At 42.2% G+C, this 20,352-nt stretch carries 11 protein-coding genes and 2 pseudogenes; 6 read left to right on the forward strand and 7 right to left on the reverse strand.

Translation table 11 applies throughout. The annotated features are described in order from the left end of the window. The 6 genes and pseudogenes from FEM33_RS15850 to FEM33_RS15875 all read right to left on the reverse strand — a co-directional run. Positions 1–406 (reverse strand): annotated as a pseudogene (locus FEM33_RS15850) (cytochrome-c peroxidase); the annotation flags it as partial. A 66-nt stretch (positions 407–472) separates the two neighbouring features. Next, the gene (locus tag FEM33_RS15855; protein WP_139012985.1) at positions 473–1,939 is read right to left on the reverse strand and encodes a hypothetical protein; all 1,467 of its coding nucleotides are present in this window, start codon (positions 1,937–1,939) and stop codon (positions 473–475) included. Between the two features lie 159 nt (positions 1,940–2,098). Next, positions 2,099–3,541 (reverse strand): purple acid phosphatase family protein, encoded by a 1,443-nt coding sequence (locus FEM33_RS15860; RefSeq protein ID WP_201747773.1) that lies wholly within the window; start codon positions 3,539–3,541, stop codon positions 2,099–2,101. Positions 3,542–3,568: 27 nt separating this feature from the next. Continuing rightward, complete coding sequence (locus tag FEM33_RS15865; protein ID WP_139012986.1) at positions 3,569–5,389, reverse strand: cytochrome-c peroxidase; 1,821 nt, start codon at positions 5,387–5,389, stop codon at positions 3,569–3,571. A 56-nt stretch (positions 5,390–5,445) separates the two neighbouring features. After that, entirely contained in the window at positions 5,446–8,526 is a 3,081-nt protein-coding gene (locus FEM33_RS15870) for a TonB-dependent receptor (protein WP_139012987.1), read from the reverse strand. A gap of 270 nt (positions 8,527–8,796) precedes the next feature. Beyond that, the gene (locus FEM33_RS15875) at positions 8,797–10,167 is read right to left on the reverse strand and encodes a tetratricopeptide repeat protein (RefSeq protein ID WP_161597154.1); all 1,371 of its coding nucleotides are present in this window, start codon (positions 10,165–10,167) and stop codon (positions 8,797–8,799) included. Between the two features lie 522 nt (positions 10,168–10,689). Here FEM33_RS15875 and FEM33_RS15880 point away from each other — a divergent pair. The 4 genes and pseudogenes from FEM33_RS15880 (at position 10,690) to FEM33_RS15895 (ending at position 17,514) form a co-directional block, all read left to right on the forward strand. Then, positions 10,690–11,885, forward strand: a pseudogene (locus FEM33_RS15880) (IS3 family transposase). A 325-nt stretch (positions 11,886–12,210) separates the two neighbouring features. After that, the gene (locus FEM33_RS15885) at positions 12,211–12,939 is read left to right on the forward strand and encodes a hypothetical protein (protein WP_139012989.1); all 729 of its coding nucleotides are present in this window, start codon (positions 12,211–12,213) and stop codon (positions 12,937–12,939) included. Between the two features lie 335 nt (positions 12,940–13,274). Then, positions 13,275–16,091 (forward strand): TonB-dependent receptor, encoded by a 2,817-nt coding sequence (locus FEM33_RS15890; RefSeq protein WP_139012990.1) that lies wholly within the window; start codon positions 13,275–13,277, stop codon positions 16,089–16,091. A gap of 70 nt (positions 16,092–16,161) precedes the next feature. Then, complete coding sequence (locus FEM33_RS15895; RefSeq protein WP_139012991.1) at positions 16,162–17,514, forward strand: beta-helix domain-containing protein; 1,353 nt, start codon at positions 16,162–16,164, stop codon at positions 17,512–17,514. 287 nt (positions 17,515–17,801) lie between these two features. On the opposite strand, the gene FEM33_RS15900 is transcribed toward FEM33_RS15895, so the two are convergent. Next, positions 17,802–18,686: an SDR family oxidoreductase gene (locus FEM33_RS15900; protein WP_139012992.1), complete on the reverse strand. Its 885-nt coding sequence runs from the start codon at positions 18,684–18,686 to the stop codon at positions 17,802–17,804. A gap of 113 nt (positions 18,687–18,799) precedes the next feature. Here FEM33_RS15900 and FEM33_RS15905 point away from each other — a divergent pair, with 113 nt between their 5' ends. Then, positions 18,800–19,192: a winged helix-turn-helix transcriptional regulator gene (locus tag FEM33_RS15905; RefSeq protein WP_139012993.1), complete on the forward strand. Its 393-nt coding sequence runs from the start codon at positions 18,800–18,802 to the stop codon at positions 19,190–19,192. Positions 19,193–19,292: 100 nt separating this feature from the next. Continuing rightward, positions 19,293–19,877, forward strand: a complete 585-nt coding sequence (locus FEM33_RS15910) for a class I SAM-dependent methyltransferase (RefSeq protein ID WP_139012994.1) — start codon at positions 19,293–19,295, stop codon at positions 19,875–19,877. Positions 19,878–20,352: the final 475 nt, after the last annotated feature.

Here is a 20,352-nt window from a genome sequence, read left to right on the forward strand (position 1 = left end):
TACGAACGTGGCGCACGAGCTCGTCTCTTTCAAGCGAATCTGTCGTATAAATCAGTTCTTCTATAACCTGAAGGCCGCCGGGTTCAAAGACGGCATTTTCTTCATCTTCCACTTCATCAAGCGGTGCGCCGTTGACGAGCCTGACCGTAGTCGGAAAAAAGTACTCTGTAAAAGCTTCTACCTTTTTGTATTGCATGCGAAGCTTAAGGAATTCCGATTGCAGCTCTGCCTTGTTTTTCATAGTCCTGGCAAAGCCCAGAAACTGCTCGTTTCGGAAAATCAATGTCTTGAGATCATCATTAAACTGTACATAAAGTACCTCTTTCGGGCTTTGTGCCTTTTTACAGCAAGGCAGAAAAAAGATCAGAAATAGCAGTGTTATGATGGTGCCGGAATGACTTTTCATACGCTTATAAATAGGAAGGTAAGGCCCCGTTAAGAGCCTTACCTTTTGTACGTTCTATGGAAAAAATTACTGTTTGATACCCTGAACAATCACGGTTTGGCCGCCTTCCTTGTTGGTCGAAATACCGCTTCCGTCTGCACCCTTGTATTTTTCATCCTGCCAGGTGTGCGGATGCAGGTTCACCATGAAGGTTTCCGGGATTCCCACGACGTCAGAAATATCGATCATTGCACCGTATTCCCAGGTACTCAGCGAATTATTGCCCACTGAATTGTATTTTGCATTAAAGGCTGCATCGTCACGGCGGTGGTTCATCTGCAGCATGGCTTTACTTTGCTTGGTTGCAAGGTTGTACTGCCATATGGTCCCGTCATGATCGTTATTTTTGTAAAACGAATCCCCGTCTTCCTGAACATAGACAAAGTTCTTCGTCACACAGATATTATCCGGATTAACAATAAAGCTTCCGGGCTTATCCTGACCGTCTATGATGATTTCAAGCTTGCCTTTCAAGGGATTTGATGCGTCAAATTCTAGATGATAAACCCTTCCCCACATGTTCTTGCCTTCCACCGGTGTAACTTTATCGGCCTGACTAACGCCGGTTGCTGTGAAAAAGATGTTCCGGCCCAGTCCGTTCCCGCCTTTCAGATAATCAATATCCTCTACCCGGGCAAACTGAACCATTTTTTTATCTACCGTCTGGGCCTGAAGTTCGGTTCCGGTGCTTGTTTTAACATTGTCAAAAGGAACGAACTCGACGTCATAAACCTGTCCTTTTTGCATAGCGGTTTCCACACTTTCCTGATTGGTCCTGCGCAAGGCATACAATTTACCATTGTTCAGATCACCGACCACATCCGATACATACAGCACCAACTGGCCATTGGTATCATCTTCTCCGATCACAATAACTGTTTTTCCTGCAAATGCATCTTTGGGCAGCGGAACCGCATTTTCTGCGTTCCATTTTCCAAATGCACTGACCGTTCGCGTCTTGTTCTTTTTGTCTGCTGCTCCAAACGGATCAATGGCATGCGTCATTGACTCTGAATTACTTTCACCGGCTGTAAGGAATATCGGTCCGAAACCATGCTCCTGCGGTGTTGCCAAAGTAGCAGAACATAACCGCCATTGCCCGCCTTCCGCATCCACAATGTACTCGCCTTTTACAGGTTTCAGTTCTTTGTCGAGGTAAACCCGGGAAACAGAAAAAAGAATTTCATGATTATTGATCATCACAAACCCTTCTCCGTCAGGATTCCGCATAAATGCGCCGCCATCTGGCTGGGCACCGTAAATAAAGTCCGGCGAATCCGCAAGCTTGTCATCCGAACTGATCAAAGTGGTGATTTTCAGATCTTCAAATCCGGGCATTGACTTGATCAGCGCAGGATTTACCGATCGGTTTATCAATTTAGCCGAATCGACGGGCGCATTGTTATGGTCATCAAGACTGCAGCCTAAGGTCAGCGCGCTTAAGATCAAGGCTGCGCTGCCTGTTTTCTGTATACGGGTAAAATGCATCTTCATTGTGAGTTAATTTTGTACAAAGCAATAATCTTTACACAAAGCTATCGGAACGCGTGTAGTTGTACTTTATCTAAATGTTATGCAATTGTGAACATAAGGTACAAAGCGGCTTGCATGCATTTCAGGCCGCTTTGTACAATTCCTGATTTCAGATTATACTTATCTGGAAAGCTTCCTGTCACTTCTGAGCACTTTTTCATCGGCTTTTTTCACATCCTTCATCATTGTGAAGTGGTCACCGATCTTGCCGTCCGAACAAATCCACTTGAGATCAAGCCGGTTTCCTTCTACTTCCAGCATCACAGCGCCGCCTATCTCATTGTTGGAATAGTACATTGCATTATGCGGGTAAGTCTCCTTGTGACCACCCAATGCGCCAGCCGATCCGCTAACTACATATACGGTACCGTCTGTATTGGTCTTGCTTTTTAGATATGGTGCAGAATTTTTACTGCCATCATACAAAGCCGAGGATGTGCTGATTTCATGTTTTTTAGAATCAAAATCTGCCTCTTTTCCATAATATCCCTTGATCAGCTTTGTGCGTTCGTAAACGTGGCTGTGCCCGCAAAGCACAAGGTCTACCCCGCCATCTTCCAGCGTTTTGATGAAGTTTTCACGAATTTTAACCAGTAATGATTCCTTGTCCGAATCATGTGAACCCATTGTATACGGAGGATGATGCCAGTACGCTACAACCCATTGCTTGTTCTGGTTGGCGGCCAGATCTTTTTTCACCCATTCCACCTGCTCGCCCATCTGATCATAAATGTGCGTTCCTTTTTTGTCCGGACCGTATGAATCCAGGGCAAGAAAATGAATGTTCCCGATGTCATACGAGTAATAGGATTCTGTGTTGGATGCAACGCCTCCAGCTTCGCCCTGCATGGGTAGCGAGAAATTCTGGTAATAGGCAATTTTGTTCTGATCGGAAGCTGGTGAAGAATTAAAATCGTGATAATCATGGTTTCCCGGCACCGGATACAAAGGATACTTTTTCAGCAGGTTATCCCTGTAAAGGTTAAAGAACTTGGCCTGAAATTCAGCATCTGTCCCGTCCGAATAAGCATTGTCTCCCATCAGAATCCAGGCTGTCAGGTGTTTGTCATCCAGATATTTTTCTACCTGATCCCGGACAGCCCTTTGATTGATCGAGTTGTTTCCGCAATCGCCAAAACCGGCAATGCGCACCAGCTGTTCACTGCCTGTTTCGGGAAAGGTATAAAAATAGTTTTCTGCATCGCCCTGCAAAGTAGTGTCGGCCAGATTGCCTACTGTATAAAAATACTTGGTTGCCGGTTTAAGGCCTTTCAGCGTTACAATATGCTCATTTACCAGCGTGGAATCGTCGGTACGCATATCCAGATTATCCATTGCAAGTCCGTATTTTACCCTGCTGCGGTCATATACATTGGTTCTCCAGCGTACGGTCATGCTGGTGGGCGTGGCCATCTGCAGGTATGGTCCCCGTAGCAGATCTGCCTGTATGCCCATTAAGGGACCTTTTTTCTTTGCAACCGGTTTTTTAGCGGGTTCGGTTATCTGGGCAAAGCAAATCAGCGGGAAAAATAAAGTAATAAGTAAAAGGTTGACTGTTTTCATGTTGGATGTAATTAGGAAAATACTTTTTTAAAGATTTGAATCGGTTAAGGATTCCAGGAACAGGATAATGTCTTCGGTTTCGTGATCGGAAAGGTTCAGCGGCTTGGAAGACAAAGTCTGTTCTTCAACAGCCAGTCCCAATCCTTTACCGCCTCCTTTGTTATAGAATTCAAGCACTTTGGTTAATGTTTTAAATGAACCGTTATGCATATACGGCGCTGTTTTAGCTGCGTTCCGGACGGTCGGTGTTTTGAATGCGCCTTTGTAATAACGCATTTTGTAAAGATCAAAGCGGCCCGGATCGGGGTCCAAATAAGGTTTTGTAAAATCATCCGTAGTCGTAATTCCCAGGATTTCTACTTCCGACAAATCAAAAAGCGGCGGAAGCAGGGAATTGAAAAACGGTGGAAAATGACAGGTGCCGCATTGCGCTTTGCCCATAAAAAGATTAAAGCCGTTTACCTGCCGGTCAGTCAGTGCAGTTTGCTCACCACTGATATAATCATCAAATGATGAATTCGCAGGGCTTAATTGATTCACAAAAGCCGCCAGCGACTCGGACACTTCTGCTATACCCAGATCTGCTGTGTTTTTCTCAAGAAATGAAGCGCGGATGTACTTTTGGTATTGTTCCTTTTTCAATACATTCAAATTCAGCGACTCTTTACTTCCATTCATTTCCAATGGATTAAAAATCACATCATGGATTTGATCTTTCAGGTTCATAGCCCGGCCGTCCCAGAATTGCGTATGCTGCCAGCCTGCATACAGGAGCGTCGGCGTGTTCCTTTTCAGAATCGAATCGGAAAACAAAGACGGGCTTTTCTTAAGTTGATCCGCAAAATAATGTTGAGGCTGGTGACAAGTTGCACAGCTTGTCGAAGCATTTCCGGAAAGCGATTTGTCAAAAAACAACAGTCTTCCCAAATCAGCCAATGCTTTACTCTGAACAGAATCCATGCCTGAATTTCCCCAGCTTCTCAGCGCATTTCTGCTGTAAATATGAGGAGCTTTTTCATTTAGAAACTGCGCTGTATTAATCATCAATCCCAGTCCTGATACAAATGCACCCAGTTCTTTTTGCATGGGCAAAGCAAAGCGGGTGAGGTATTCCATGCGGTTGAAGGTATCAAAGTCCTGATGCGCTTTCAGGTAAGTCAGTGATTGTTTCAAAAGGCTATCCAACAGCTTTGCTTTGGATGGCTCCGATTCAAAATAGGGCGTCAAAATGCTTGAAAGTGCTTCGGTAGCAGCGGTTATTTCCATTATACCGGTTTTCAGCAGTGGCGCATCGTATCCCGACATATACAGGGTACTGATCCGGATCAGCTCCATCCGGACGCTTTCCAGGATTTGTGCATCATTGATTTCCAGACCAAAAAGCAAGGAATGCAAATCGCCGGCGGAAGTAAGCATGGCATCGGAATGAGCCAGAAGAATGTTTTTATTTGCGAGCACATCGTGTTCAAAAAGCAAAGCCTCTATTTGCTGCAGGCCCATTGGTTCGATCAGTTCCAATGTAGGTTCTTCTACTTCAAACTTAGGTGCCGCATTGTAAAAACGGGTTTCACTCGAAAAAAAGTAAGATGTAAAAAATGCAATGTGCTTATAACTCCGCCTGCATTCCGCCAATGCCCGCCGTGCCTGAATAATGGACGTAGCGTCTGAATTCAACCCTTCTATCGTAGCGTACAATTTCTGGTTGGAAAGCTTGAATTCACCAGCGGCGTCCTGAAAATATTCCAATCCGTTCTCAACACCAACAGACGGATCAGCCGGAAAGCTGACCCTTAACGACATAAACATGAAACCGGTAACGGCAAGTAGAAGAACAATGGTTTTCCTCATGCTAAAATCAGAATTTAGAACGGGTGATACGATGTCGTATCACCCGTTCTGCGAGGTCAATAAAGATTTAGTTTCAAACCAATGGTTGCCGTAGCGCCTGTGTAAAGCGATGAATATGTATATTCCGGCTTGTACTGATATCTGCGCTGATCCTGATTCAGAAGATTATTTGCAGTTACATAGAGCGACAATTTGGGTGTAAAGAAGTAATTGACACTCGCATCCAGATAATGTGCTTTGTCATAATATACATCGCCTTTGCTGTCTGTTCCCAGAATCGTAACAAAGTCAGAAGTATTATTATAGGAAAGACGCACATTGAACTTTTTGACTTCATACGCCAGCGAAAGGTTCAGAATATCCTTGGCTGTACCGGGAAGCTTTGGCTCTCCCTTTTTTACAAAAATAAAATTATGGGTGTAGTTCGAGTACAAAGTCAGATTATTGAGCGGCTCAGGCAGAAAAGAAAGACCTTGCTGAAAGGAGAATTCCATTCCTAAAATGTTTGCTGTTCCACCATTCCCCGGACGGGTCCTTTCCAGGTTTCCATTGCTGGCTTTCAGCTTGTCATAATCCGTTTTGTAAGACGCAACGGTGGATGGATTTGCACCTTGTTCAAGAAGCGATTCCGGCGATTCGGCTGCTCCGATCACTTCACTGAAAGGCACCAGATCTCTGGACAGAATCCGGTAATTCGTTATATTTTTAAAATAAACACCTGCTGATACAAGCCCAGTGTTTCCGGTATACAATTCTCCCAGCAAATCAAAGTTGTTGGAAAGTGTAGGCTTGATATCCGGATTTCCCTGGCTGATCACTTTATCCCGCACGTTGACACTGATGTAAGGAGAAATATCCTTGTAGTTCGGCCGGGAAATCGTGCTGGTGTAAGCAAACCTGTAAACCTGGTTTTTAGCAGGTGCATACCGTGCCAGAAATGCCGGCATAAAGTTCAGGAATTCAGATTTGGTTGATTGCTTTGCGGGTATAAAATCCGCGCGGACGTTGTAATTGTAACCTTCATATTTTACAGAGCTGTGCTCTACTCGTCCACCCAGAATCAATGAAAGCTTTTCACCAAAATTCTGGGTTGACATGATATATCCGGCCGTAATGGCTTCGTCACCATAGTAATTGTTACCCAGCACATCCTGATAAACCCTGTTGAGCATGAAGTCTTCCGTATCGCCATAGTAACTCTTGTTCAGGTTGGAAATCCATGCAGAGGAGCCGGCGTTGCCTACATTATAATCCGATTCTATATTCAGCGTTTTGCTGATGTTGGTTGAATTATTTGCAAATCCGGACCAGAATGGGGTCCAGCCTACATAATCCGCTACTTTGGGTTTATTGCCGGCTGCAAGTTCCGCCTCGTACTGTGCCCGCAAGGCAGGATCAATCTGTGGTGTCCATCTTACCCTTCTGGTCGTTTCGTTTTTCAGGGTTAACCCACGGTATTTGCCGCCGAATTTCAGGATGTTGCCAAATTTTCCTTCTACAAGTGGAACGGATATATCCAGTTGTGCAAGGTACTGGCTGGTGCTTGCCCTTTTATCGGTTCCTGTAAAATTGTCCATATACCACGTATCGGCCGAATCCGCCCGGTAAGAGGGCTTATCTTCCAGGTTTTCAAGTATGTTCTCGACTTCAAATCCGTTATTTGCTTTGATAAACCTTGTTTTGGTGTAGTCCATCTGAACACTTTTTTCATTTTCGCTTTCCAGTTCCAGCTCGATGACATCGGGCCGGTCTGTTACATTTTTCAGATAAGAGCCTTTCCAGTTTACCTTCACTTTTCCCAGAATGTGCTCGCCCTCCAGACCAAAGTTGATAATTTTCTGAATGATCTGGCTGCCATTCCGGTTGTTGAGACCCCCTTCTATATGGCGTTCCAGTTCCGGCTGATAAACCGGATGTTTAGGGTCATTTTTGACGTTCAGATAGTATTCACCGGCTACATCATCGATGTAATCGTTATTGGCATCTGTGATTTTTCTGTTTCCCTCCCAGCCTGCTGCCCGCTGCCAGTTTTTGGGATACCCCGCACCAATATCATCTACTTTCAGCGTGGAGATTTTACGCCAGTCATTGTACTTATTGTAAATTCCCGTGAAAGTGAGCGTGTTCTTTGCATTCAGCTTATAGTCAATGCCAACGGTATAGCTCTGCCGGATGCGTTCCAGGTTGTTCTGAACCATATTCAAAAAGCGTGGCATAAAGTATGTCTGCTGATCTACCCATTTAACATCCTCCCAGGTTGTCTGGTGATCATCGGACCCTAAAAATTGCTGATAGTAAGATACAGAAGCCATGACACCCAGTTTTTTGTCTTTCAGAAACCGGTCACCAAAGACAATGTTGGCATTGTAGGCAGGTTTCTGAACGATATCGCTGTAACCTGTTCCTGCCGTAACGGACAGCAACCTTGCAAAGGGCGCCTTTCTGGTTACCAGATTCACAACCCCGCCAATGGCGTCACCATCCATATCAGGTGTAATGGCCTTGGTAACTTCAACAGACTGCACCATATCCGCCGGGATTGCGCTGATTCCAACAGCACGGTTTTCGCCTGTACCCGCAATGCTTGATCCGTTAATATTGATTGTGCTTTTGGAAGGATCTGTTCCCCGGATACTGACGAGTGACGCTTCGCCCTGATCCAGCTGTACGTAAATGCCGGGAACCCTTTTAAGTGCATCTCCAATGTTGGGATCCGGAAAACGGCCCACCTGATCCGCAGATATTACATTCACTATACGGTCTGAATTCTTTTGCTGGTTAAGGGCTTTCAGTGTCGCGCTCCGGTTTCCGGTTACAACGACGGCTTGCAGGTTATTGTCGGTCAGCTTCAATTTGAAATTGGCTTTTGCATTCTGTCCGGCCACGTTCACGGATTGCTTTAATACTTCATAGCCAATGTAAGTGACTGTCAGGTTGTAGATGCCATTGGGTACATCAATTAAAGTGTAATTTCCGTTTTGATCCGAAACTGTTCCCCGGGACAACTCCTCAATTTTTACCGTTGCTCCCGGCAAGATCAGGTTGTTGTCGTCAATGATGCGGCCAGTGATCAGACTTTGTGAAAAGCTGATGCAAGGGATTGCAGTTATAAAAAGCAGTAGTAGGATTCTTCTCATAGTTCTTCTTTTGAGACGGTAAATTCAGTTGTGAGATAAGTAGTAAGTTTGCCTGGCGATATAAAGATCCATATGAAAATTCAGGATGCTAATTCTGGCCGGCTACTAAACGTCTACATGCATTCACGACGCGTAAACAGATCGTCTACATAAAGAAAAACAGGTAGTTAACATATTAATTTACAATATTTTATAGATTAATATCCTGCCATTATCTTTGTGTTAACAGTTTAAAAAACCGTTAACATAGCAGCATCAAAACCAATCAGATTACAGGTTGTGAACAAACTTCTGAAGGCTGGCATCCTCTGGCAACTGGAGCTTTTTACGCAGGCGGTACCGTGTTGTCCGAAGACTGGTCTGGGAAACGGCGAGCATGGTTGCCATGTCGGCTGAATTCAGATTCATTTTCAGAAGTGCCAGAAAACGAAGGTCGGTAGCAGTAAGCCCTCCGGTATGCATCATCAGCTTCTCGAAAAAATCCTTGTGAACATGCTCGAAAACAACACGAAAATCCTCCCAGCTTTTATCCTGACTGCTATTCAGATTGATGAATTCTACAAGCTGTTTTAATTCTTTTCGCTGGTCTCGTTTGTCCTCTTTTACGATAGATGCAAGCCTGGTTTTGAGATCTTCCAGTACTTCATTCTTCTTAATCATGTGCAGTGTGATGCTGGTGAGCTCTTTGCTTCTCAGTTCCAGTTCGGCCTTCAAGCTTTCCTGTTGTAATTGCTTGTTGTAAAGCTCCAGTTCCATGGATTGCTGCCGGGTTTCAAACAGGATTTTGCTGTTGCTAATTTTTAATCGCTGACGGCTAAGCAGACTGATTCCCAAAAACGTGGCTAACAAGCTTGAAACAAGAATCGACAAGGTAAGTATATGACTAAACCGGTTCTTACTCTCAAGTTGCTCAATTTCATTGTCTTTATGCTGAACATCAAAGAGAGTCTGGATCAAATTCAGTTGCTTTTCACTTTCTGTATTATAGCTTTTCGAGTAAGCCATTCTTGATTTTTCACTGTAATAATAGGCACTATCGTATTGTTTCAGTTGTTCAAATGTTTTTGCCAGATCGCGGTGTGCACTGCTAAGTTGCCGATTGTCGTGTAGCCTGGCAGCTAATGTCTCCGCTCGTTTGCTGTAATGGAGCGCCTGATTGTAGTTTCCTATTTTACGGTAAGTGTCACCGATATTGTTCATGATGGCAGCCAGTTCAACGCTTGCAGGCCCTTCACTGTATATTTTATGAACCAGTAAAAAGTACTTCAAAGCAGTTTGCAATTTGAGCTGATCTTCATATATACTTCCGATACGCGAATAGGTATAAGCAATCTGACTTTTATCATTCAGCCTTTTAAATTCCGCCAATGCAAGTTCCTGGTATAAATGAGAGCTGTCATATGCTTCTTTTTGTTCAAAAACCTGTCCGATGTAGCTGTAAGATTCCGCAATTCCTTTATGATCATTTCCGGTCCTGAACAGCTTCAATGCTTCCCGGAAGTTGTTTAATGCCGCAGCATTCCGCTTGTGTTTAAAATAAATTCTGCCAATTCTGTTCAGGTTATTGCCAAGATTAATATAGTTCTTGCCTTTTACGAAATAGGTATCAGCTTTGTGATAATAGGAAAGCGCGTGAGACATTGCACCTTCCTCAAAAAAGATATCCCCAATCTGCTGATAGCACAACCCCGCTGTCTTTGAATCATTATTTTTTAATGAACGATCAAGTAATCGGGTGACTTGCAGATATATAGAATCTGGCGTTGCATTACTTGCAGGTTTGCTTCCAGCTTTTAATTCAGCATAGCAAGTAAAAGCAGGCATGAGCATACATGCTATTACAATACTGAAAATCAGAGATGCAATTAGTGTTGCAGATGGTTGTAAGTAGGAAAAATAATGCTTCATTGATAGCATTTCAATTGTATAAATTCGAAAAGCCAATCAAGGTAATCTCAATTTATTATCTGGTCTTTAAGAAGATATTAACATTTAAATTGATTGTTATTTAGCATTACCATTTTGTATTCCCATAAAATCCGCTTTTAGCTTTTGACTTTGCTCCAGCCATGCTCTTTGGCTGTGACCTCCCCAAGTAAACGAGACAGCTGAAAACTAGAGTTTTTCGGTGGCAAAAGCAGATCAAAAACGTAATTTGTCATTATGAAAAAATCGAAATTTATAAAAGCACAGATTGCTTTTGCACTTAGGCAATCCGAAGCAGGAACATGCGTTGAAGAGATATGTAGCCAGTTGGGAGTTTCCCAAGCCACGTTCTTTAATTGGAACCGCGGCGGCGGACCGCAAGAAGTACGGTGGAATGGGTGTGTCAGAGCTGCACAAGTTACGGCAACTTGAAGATGAGAATGCACAGTTAAAAAACTTGTAACAAAGTGGCCTGCCACCGCGGCTTAGCTTAGATATACAAATGCTGCAGGATGTTATAAAAAAAAGCTGTGAGACCGCCATACAAAAAAGAAATGGCAAACTGGCTAGTATCCAATTATCATGTTTCAATCCAACGAGCTTGCCGCTGTGTGAAATTAGTAAGGGCTATGTATTACTATAAACGCCACCGCCGGGATGATACTTTGCTGGCGATGCGAATGAAGGAAATTGCAAATACCAGAATCAGATATGGATTCTGGAGGATCTTTGTGCTGTTGAAAAGAGAAGGTTTTAACGACAATCATAAACGAGTTTACCGCATTTACAAGGCATGCAAGCTGAATTTGCGGACTAAAAGACCAAAAAGGAACCGTAATGCCGAACATCGGTTGGAACGTTTAGATACTCAAGGAATAAACAAAGTTTGGAGCGGACTCCGCGCGGTATGGATTTTGTCCAGGATGAACTCTTCAACGGAGAACAATTCCGAGTGTTAACTGTATTGGATAATTGTACAAGGCCGCTTGGCGGTAAAATTTGCCACGGATTGCACATCGGTAAATCATTAAAAGGCATTGATGTTGTTGCAGAATTAAAGTGAATATGTTTAGTTGAGGGATGCTTTCCTGATAGGATTCAATGTGACAATGGCAGCGAATTTATATCTAAAGAATTGGATCTATGCGGGGCGGCCCGTGCCGGCATATTCGAATGGTATAACTCTGGACTTTTCACGGCAAGGAAAACCTACGGTTAACGTTTATGTGGAGTCATTTAATGAGAAGTTCCATGATGAGTGTCTTTCGGTTAACTGGTTTTTGTCTCTGGACGACGCACGAGAAAAAATCAAAGATTTCCGATGGGAATACAATCACTTTAGGCCACACAGCGCGCTGAATGATTTAACTCCGAAAGAATTTGTTAATTTACATCAAGAAACACCGGAAACTCTAATTCAAACTGTCTCATAATCCAGGAGAAGCTCAAAGTCAAGTTACTATCATTAATTGATGGTCTCGATTTTGGGGAGTATTACATTTCAACGTTTTCTAGTAATTTATTAAACTTTTTTATTTTGAAGATATTTTAAAACAGATGTGATATTGTTTATTTTGTTTACTCAAATTTTTCTAACATCACATTACGTCTTTAATTTTTAAAGGTAATTAATGCAACTTGCATTCGTAGTTAATTAAGTTAAAAAGCTCAATATCAACATATTTAGGCCAAGTATATTGATATTTTTTATCTAATTATTATGCAATGGTACATGGATTAGATGAACCACTTAATAAAATGTCTTTAAATCAAACTCCTTTTGAAAAAGGAATTACAAGAAGAACAGGCAAAGCAAGGGAAATTGCAGAGACTATAAATTCAAATGATAATTATTCTCATAGTAGTGATCTTACCTCAGGCCAAGCTCTTAGCTACGATCTAGTTTTGTTTACAAATAAAAGTGCAGTCTATTTTGATCTTATAAGGCAGTATATAGAGTTATCAGTCATCAGAAAAGACATGTTTCAAGGACAGCAATACAGTGTTAGGGCGATGGCATTGAAAATTACAAACGATCTAACTAAAATTTTACCACCAAAGTCGGATCAACGTAAGAAGGTAAGACTCATTCATGGAATTATGAGGGCACAAAATCCTGTTTCTCCACCCTATGATTTTTCAAAACCTGCATTTGATAGAGAAATGAACAGCTTCGTTAATTCTTACAGTATATTAATAAATAACTTCAAATTGCTTGTAGCTGAAGCACAAGAGTGTTCATATACACCCGATAACCCAGAATATACTATTGATAAATGCCAATCATTAATTAACCAAACAGAATTAATGACAAAAGACATAGACCTTTTACTTCAAAAAATCTATGTAATTCAGGAAGAACGCACCATTATTTTTAGTAAAATAAAAGACAGATGCAATGCTATTTATAATAGATCACGCTTTCTATTTGGTTCTTATGATCCGACTTTTAAAAAAATCTATAAATTAAAATTAGCATTACTTTAACCTCAATGAGTTAACAATTATTCAATATCAAAGACTATATATGATTGAATAATCTGGTACACCAGCTACTGTTTTCATAAGCAGTTTCTTAAAAGGGCTAGTTAACTGGCAAACTCCGTTCAAATTGAAACAGGTTAGTAATGAACTAGATATACCAGAAAAGTCTCGTTGATACTGCAAAATAATCTCAGTATACTTTACGCATATTCTTAAATAAACATTATAGAAAACAACTATTTAGTCATCCCTTGGTGTTAACAATATCTTAATATTAAGGTAATAAAGGAGTAATGCTATGACGGTAAGTTTGTGTCAAAAAATATCTGACACTAGAAATGAATTTAAAGATTACTTCCTTTTTACTTTTCCTTTTCAGCACCTCGCTGGCATTCGCCCAAACGGGCTCGATTAAAGGAAACATTGTTGACTACAAATCCAAAGAAGCAGTTATAGGAGCCAGCATTGTTTTAAAAGGCTCCACGCCTCCCATTGGAACAGCAACCGACGTTGAAGGAAATTTTGACATTCAAAATATCCCAACAGGAAAGCAAACCGTCATTGTAAGCTACGTTTCCTACAAGCCAAAAGAAATTGCCGTTGAAGTTTACCCAAACCAGGCTGTTCTCATTAATACAACTATTGAGGAAGATGTGGCGAATCTGGAAGAAGTTAAGATCGTCGGACAACGTCAATCCTTCACCGACGTTTCCGTAATCACCGAAATCAAGCAGGCTGAACAGATTGCTGTTGGTATTTCAGCCCAGCAGATCCAAAGATCACAAGATCGTGATGCTTCACAAGTGGTACGCCGTGTACCGGGTATTTCAATTCAAGACGATCGGTTCGTTATTATACGTGGTTTGAACGAGCGTTATAACACTGTCATGTTGAATGATGCAATCACGCCTTCAACCGAAGTTGACGTGAAATCTTTCTCATTTGATTTGATCCCTAGCACAGCCATTGATCGGATGATGATCTATAAATCCGGCGCACCTGAATTGCCGGGTGAATTTGCAGGGGGGATTATCAAGATATATACAAAAACAATCCCTGACGATAATGGTTTTACATTCAGTTTGACGGGCGGTTACCGCGGAAACACAACATTCAAAAATGTTCGTGACTATAATGGTTCTTCCCTTGACTGGACCGGTTTTGGTGCGTCGGACCGAGCGCTTCCAAACGGTTTTCCATCAACGAGAAGATTGCAAAGTGAAAATTCTCCATCAGATGCTTCGTTAAACGCCTTCCGTAACCTGCCTGAATTCTTTGATCTGAAATCAAAATCTGTTACGCCTGATCTTCGTGCGTCACTGGGTTTTAACCACAAATTTGAATTAGGGAATATGAAGTTGACGACATTCAATAATGTCAACTATTCTTCAAGCCACCAATTCTTGCCAACAACGCAGTTCCGTTACCTGAGCTTTAATACTGAGAAACAAAAATCAGACATTCAGAGCTATTATCAGGATGAATTATACCAGAACAATGTCCGTCTGGGTGTGATGTCCAACTGGGCTTTGATCATCAATCCAAACCATAAAATTGAATTCAGAAACCTGTTCAACCAGCTTTCAAATAAAGAAACTAACTTCCGTCAAGGCTACAATACGGATAATGATACGGAGGTTCAAAACTACGCATTTCGTTACGAGTCCAAGAGCATTTACTCTGGCCAATTGGGTGGAACACACGAACTGGGCGCTCGTACAACGGTAAAATGGCTGGGTGCCTTGGGAACAACATTCCGTAGCGAACCTGATTACCGCCGCTTTATATCAAGCCGAGCCATAGGAACCAACGGCCCATTCCGGGTTGAGCTTGTTCCTGGAAGTAACGCGAGCTTAACGAGAGGTGCAAGATTTTATTCTGAACTAACTGAATACACAAGCTCATTTCGGGCAGACATTGAACACCGCATCCAACGCAACGGCTACGAAGATGACGAAAGCATGCAGATCAAGCTTCGTGCTGGTGCTTATGGCGAAATGAAAGATAGAGCTTTCAAAGCAAGGTGGTTCAATTTGACCAACTCGGGCAGTGCTTCACAAGAATTGCTTAACCAAGCTCCAGGCCAGCTTTTCGACACGCAGAACATTGGACTTGGCAAGCTTTACTACGCTGAAAGAACTAACACGGACGATAAATACAATGCGCAAAACACATTGATGGCAGGCTACCTTGGTGCTTATGTTCCGATTAGCAAAAAGTTTAATGCTTCGGTTGGACTTAGGGTGGAAAACAATATCCAGAAACTGCAAAGCAGACAGCGTGGTGGTGGCGAGCGCATCCGCGTAAACAACCCGATCTTGCGCTTCCTGCCTTCGGCTAATTTCGCTTACAACTTCACGGAAAAATCATTAGTAAGATTGGCCTACTCTGTTTCTGTGAACCGTCCTGAATTCCGTGAGCTGGCGCCATTTACTTACTATGACTTTAACTTCGATGTATCCCGTGTTGGTAACCCCAACCTGAAAACGCCTTCGATCCAGAATGTTGACTTACGCTATGAATTTTATCCAAAAGATGGCGAGTTGATTTCAGTGGCAGCATTCTACAAACACTTCCTCAATCCAATTGAAGCACGTATTCGCTATGCAGGATCAGGGATCTCATTCTATGTGGACAATGCAAAATCTGCTTACACAGCGGGCGGTGAAATTGAACTTCGCAAATCCCTTAAAAACTTGACAGTCTCGCCATTCGTTGACAACCTGAGCGTGTTGCTGAATGCATCGGTGATCACCAGTAATGTATTGACAGGTTTTGCAGGACAAGAAAATGACCGTCAGCTGCAGGGACAATCGCCTTACCTGATCAATGCCGGAATTTACTTTAATGATGTGAATCGGGGCTGGCAGGTGAATGCACTTTATAATGTAGTAGGCCGCAGAATCTTCCTGGTGGGTGACAAGGAATTGCAGCCAACAGTTTATGAAATGGCAAGAAACGTGATTGACCTGAATGTGGTGAAAGCATTGGGTGAGCATCTTGAAATCAAATTGGGAATACAAGATTTGCTTAACCAGCGTTTCCGCCTGATTCAGGACAGCAATCTTGACCAGAAAATTACAAACGTTGACGAATCCTATCAGAGTTACAGAAGAGGGAGCTACTCTCAAATTGGAATCAACTACAGATTTTAATCAATCATTAGTCGTAATCCAACCCTTATTTCATTAAAAGACTTTAAACAGAAAAACAAACCATTATCTTATGAAAAACACAGGTAAACTTTTGAGCTTGCTAATGTTGGGGCTTACAATGTTCGGATCTATTTCTTGTACAAATGACGACGATGATGATGATGATGATCCGATAGTAGTAAACCCTGTTAGCGAAATCAAAACTGTTACAGGTAAAATCACCGCAAATACAACATGGAGTGCTTCAAACCAATATCTGGTATCAGGCTTTGTATATGTTGAGAGCGGAGCTACGCTGACAATTGAGCCAGGAACAATCATTAAGGGAGATAAAAACACAAAAGGTTCTTTAATCATCCAGCCAGGTGCAAAAATCATAGCAGTAGGAACTGCTGACAAGCCAATTATTTTCACTTCTAATCAAGCAGCAGGACAACGTAAAGCAGGTGATTGGGGAGGTTTGATTATCCTTGGAAAAGCACCGGTTAACAAGCCAAATGCGGTAATTGAAGGAGAAAACGTATCTGTTTTCGGTGGAACTGATGCAGCTGACAATTCAGGACAACTTAAATATGTTCGTATTGAGTTCGCTGGTATCGCTTTCGAAACGGATAAAGAAATCAACGGTCTTACTTTTGGTGGCGTAGGTTCAGGAACCGAAGTTGATTACGTACAGGTTTCTTATTCCGGTGACGATTCATTCGAATGGTTTGGCGGAGCAGTAAATGCAAAACATTTGATCGCTTATCGCGGTCTGGATGATGACTTTGATACAGACAATGGTTTCTCAGGAAACGTACAATATGGTTTTATCCTTCGTGATCCAGCAATAGCTGACCAAGCTGGTGACTCCAATGGTTTTGAATCTGACAACGATGCTGCGGGATCTGCTGCGACACCTCAGACTTCGGCTAAATTTGCTAACGTTACAATTGCAATGGCAGAAGGAACGCCTGATGCGAAATTTAACTCTGCAATGCGTATCAGAAGAAATTCAGCAATCTCGGTTTATAATACATTGATAACGGGTGCATGGCCACGTTCTGCTGTAAGAATTGAAGGTGATCCTGCAATTGCAAACTTCACTTCTGGCAAAATTAAAATGGACGGAAACATGGTTGCTATTACAGGAACTCCTGCCCAGGGTGTATTGGAAGGCATTACACAAGTGCTTTTTGCTCCAACCGGAAGCAAAAATATGGTTGGTGCTGTTGCTGATCTTAAATTAGCTACGGGTTACAACTCCATCACTGCTAAGCCAGGTTTGCTTCCACAAACAGGTTCTTCGGTGCTGACGAGCGGTGCTACCCTGCCAGCAGGACTTGAAGCAAATACAGTAGTTGGTGCATTCGGAACAACCGACTGGACTGACAAATGGGCTAACTGGGATCCACAGAATGCCAACTACGAAATCGTTAAATAAATAAAAATTTTATATAATTGGTGTCAGAATTTAAAAAGGCCGGAGGCAAATGCTTCCGGTTTTTTTGGTATATAGTACTAATTAAATTAGCTGGCAATCATGTCAACCGTAGCTTAAGAAGTTTATTCTGTAATTCTAATTGTGAAAAGATCTAGGATTAATATACATAACCAAGTAGTGATAAGATTTGTGGTTAAAAGTCCTGATCCAATTTGAAAGTTTACCTGAATTCCTTTTAGAACTTCATGATTTCAGCATACCGGTTCCATATTCAATACCTGTTTGCACTAACGTTTTACATAAACCCGATTGATAAATTCACTGAGTGTAGTTGGTTTTCTTCCCAGCAGTTTCATCAAAGTATCATCCTGTATATCCATTGTATTTTGTGATAATGCCATAGCCCAGGTAGTGAACATACTGATATACAGATCTGGCACCCCGGATTCTTTTAGGGTTGCTTCAAAGGCCTGGACTTCCATAGGCTGGTAAGCAACCTCTTTTCCGAGCGTAGTGGATAGCGCAGCAGCAACGTCATAAAAAGACACAGCAGTACTGTTGGTCAGCTGGTAAATCTTATTTTCATGTCCTTGTGTCGTCAATACATGCGCTGCGGCTTCTGCCAGTTCCTCCCTGAGTACAAAGCTGGCTTTTCCATCACTAGCGGGAAATAATATTACCCCTTCTTCGGCCACTTTATCGCCTGCAAATACGGGTATCATTTCCAGGTAAATACCATTTTGAAGGATGGTAAAATCTATTCCGCTGTCTTTTAGAAACGCCTCTGACTGTACATGCGAGTTTTGAAAGGCTGCTATGGCAGAATTCTCAAAGTGGGGCTTTCTGACAAAGGAAGTATAAAGGATGTGTTTAACGCCGGCCTGCTTTGCTGCTTTGATTGCATTGATGTGCTGCCCGGTCCTGTTTTCAACGGCCTGCCTGTCATTACTGGAAACCAATAGCAGCTTATCGACGCCTGTGAAAGCTTGGACCATTGAACTGTAATCCCTGTAATCTCCAATCCTTATTTGAATCCCTTTGTCTTGCAGGGCTGCCGCTTTGCCCGCATCCCTGACCATAGCAGAAATCTGTGAAGGATGGACCCATTTCCTCAGTAAATGATCAATGGCATTTGCACCAAATTGACCCGTAGCTCCGGTTACTAAAATCATTTTGAAATCCTGTTTAATGTTGAGCAAAACTACATTGATCAGTATAGAAAGTATAGTTTGTTATTAGGAAATAGTAGTATACTTTTGTATACTGAATCCTAAATGAGTCTATAATGAGCGATTTCAAAGTAATAATGGAAGGCGGTACTGTTGAGCAATGTCCAAGGCGCTATGTTCTGGCGTTAACAGATACGCTCAATGTTATCAATGGCAAATGGAAATTGCCAATTATCGCTTCACTTCTGCGCGGGGTAGTACGGTTTAAAGACCTGCTGGAAAGAACAGAGAAAATCACTCCCCGGATGTTATCCAAAGAGTTGAAGGAACTGGAAATGAACGGTATTGTAGAACGGAAAGTATTCAGTCAAACCCCGGTTCTGATTGAATACAGGTTAACTCGGTCGGGAAGACATTTGACCAGCGTGATCGATTCGATGATAGATTGGGGAGTACTGCACCGGTCGCATGTTGTTACAGACGAGCAGCCCGGGTCTGATAAAATCTAAGAGTACAGGACCAGATTGAAGCATATGTCAGGCTGCGTATAAGTTCTTTATTTTGTTCTCGGTAGAGACAACATGATCTTAAAACGATGACTGAATGCAAATGGACAAATCAAACGGATATGAAGACAATGCGGAGACATTCATTCGCTATCGCTCTAAGGGCTTCGATGGAGTCGGCGCAGCATCAGTTCGGCACTGGGCAAGGTCACTGCCTTCAAATGCGACAGTTCTGGATATAGGCTGTGGTACAGGCGACCCGATCTCTAGGGCATTGGTCGGTGAAGGTTTGAGTGTTTATGGGATTGATGCATCGCCTTCAATGGTTGAAATCTTCAGGCAAAACTTTTACAATAGTCCCGTGGCTTGTGAAGCTGTGGAAGATTCTTCATTTTTTGATCGGCAATTTGATGCGATCGTTGCCTGGGGATTAATGTTTCTTTTGCCGGAAGAAACACAGAAAGTTGTGATTCAAAAAATGGCAAATGCGCTGTATCCAGGCGGGAAGCTGTTATTTACCGCTTCTGCGCAAAAATGGAAATGGGAAGATGTTATTACAGCAAAGGAATTGATATCACTTGGAGCGGAGAAATATAAAGAGCTATTAGCTTCATCGGAACTCTGCCTCATCCAAGAATTCGAAGATGAGGCAGGGAACCATTACTATCATGCGGCCAAACGCGAATAGCTGACCTAGTCAGAGAAGAAGTTGCTCTCTTTTGGGTATAAATTGGCCACAGTTAATGTCAAATGACAAAACACAGAACAAGCATGTTAGCGACGGATTAAGAAAGTTCTTGCTTTTGTATAGGAAGGCATAACTTTACCGTTTTGTTCCGGTGTAGTACTCCCTATTTTTGGATCACCAGAATAAGCAAAATCCAGGGATTTTTCAAGAATGCAGAAAACAACTACTTTATCAAAATCAAGAGTTTTTGAGATTGTCTTAATTAATGTTCACCACAGTATTCGTTTAAAGTTAATTTAACTCTTTGGGATATAAATTTTGTAAACCTATTTTTAAAGCATAGAGTTATATGATACCTCGATTATGTTAGACCACTAATTTAGGTTTGTTAGTTGTTTTAGGCGCACATTTCAAACAGCTCTGCAGGCTTTTTTCGATCTATTCCCTGGTGCGCTCTGAAATGATATCTATCCAA

This window comes from Dyadobacter flavalbus, from assembly GCF_006149045.1.
GTDB lineage: Bacteria > Bacteroidota > Bacteroidia > Cytophagales > Spirosomataceae > Dyadobacter > Dyadobacter flavalbus.

Coding starts and splice junctions, on each gene's coding strand:
- FEM33_RS15895 (WP_139012991.1), top strand. CDS start 16,162: ATGAAAAACACAGGTAAACTTTTGAGCTTGCTAATGTTGGGGCTTACA.
- FEM33_RS15865 (WP_139012986.1), bottom strand. CDS start 5,389: ATGAGGAAAACCATTGTTCTTCTACTTGCCGTTACCGGTTTCATGTTT.
- FEM33_RS15885 (WP_139012989.1), top strand. CDS start 12,211: ATGTCTTTAAATCAAACTCCTTTTGAAAAAGGAATTACAAGAAGAACA.
- FEM33_RS15855 (WP_139012985.1), bottom strand. CDS start 1,939: ATGAAGATGCATTTTACCCGTATACAGAAAACAGGCAGCGCAGCCTTG.
- FEM33_RS15900 (WP_139012992.1), bottom strand. CDS start 18,686: ATGATTTTAGTAACCGGAGCTACGGGTCAATTTGGTGCAAATGCCATT.
- FEM33_RS15860 (WP_201747773.1), bottom strand. CDS start 3,541: ATGAAAACAGTCAACCTTTTACTTATTACTTTATTTTTCCCGCTGATT.
- FEM33_RS15910 (WP_139012994.1), top strand. CDS start 19,293: ATGGACAAATCAAACGGATATGAAGACAATGCGGAGACATTCATTCGC.
- FEM33_RS15890 (WP_139012990.1), top strand. CDS start 13,275: ATGAATTTAAAGATTACTTCCTTTTTACTTTTCCTTTTCAGCACCTCG.
- FEM33_RS15875 (WP_161597154.1), bottom strand. CDS start 10,167: ATGTCTCACGCGCTTTCCTATTATCACAAAGCTGATACCTATTTCGTA.
- FEM33_RS15905 (WP_139012993.1), top strand. CDS start 18,800: ATGAGCGATTTCAAAGTAATAATGGAAGGCGGTACTGTTGAGCAATGT.
- FEM33_RS15870 (WP_139012987.1), bottom strand. CDS start 8,526: ATGAGAAGAATCCTACTACTGCTTTTTATAACTGCAATCCCTTGCATC.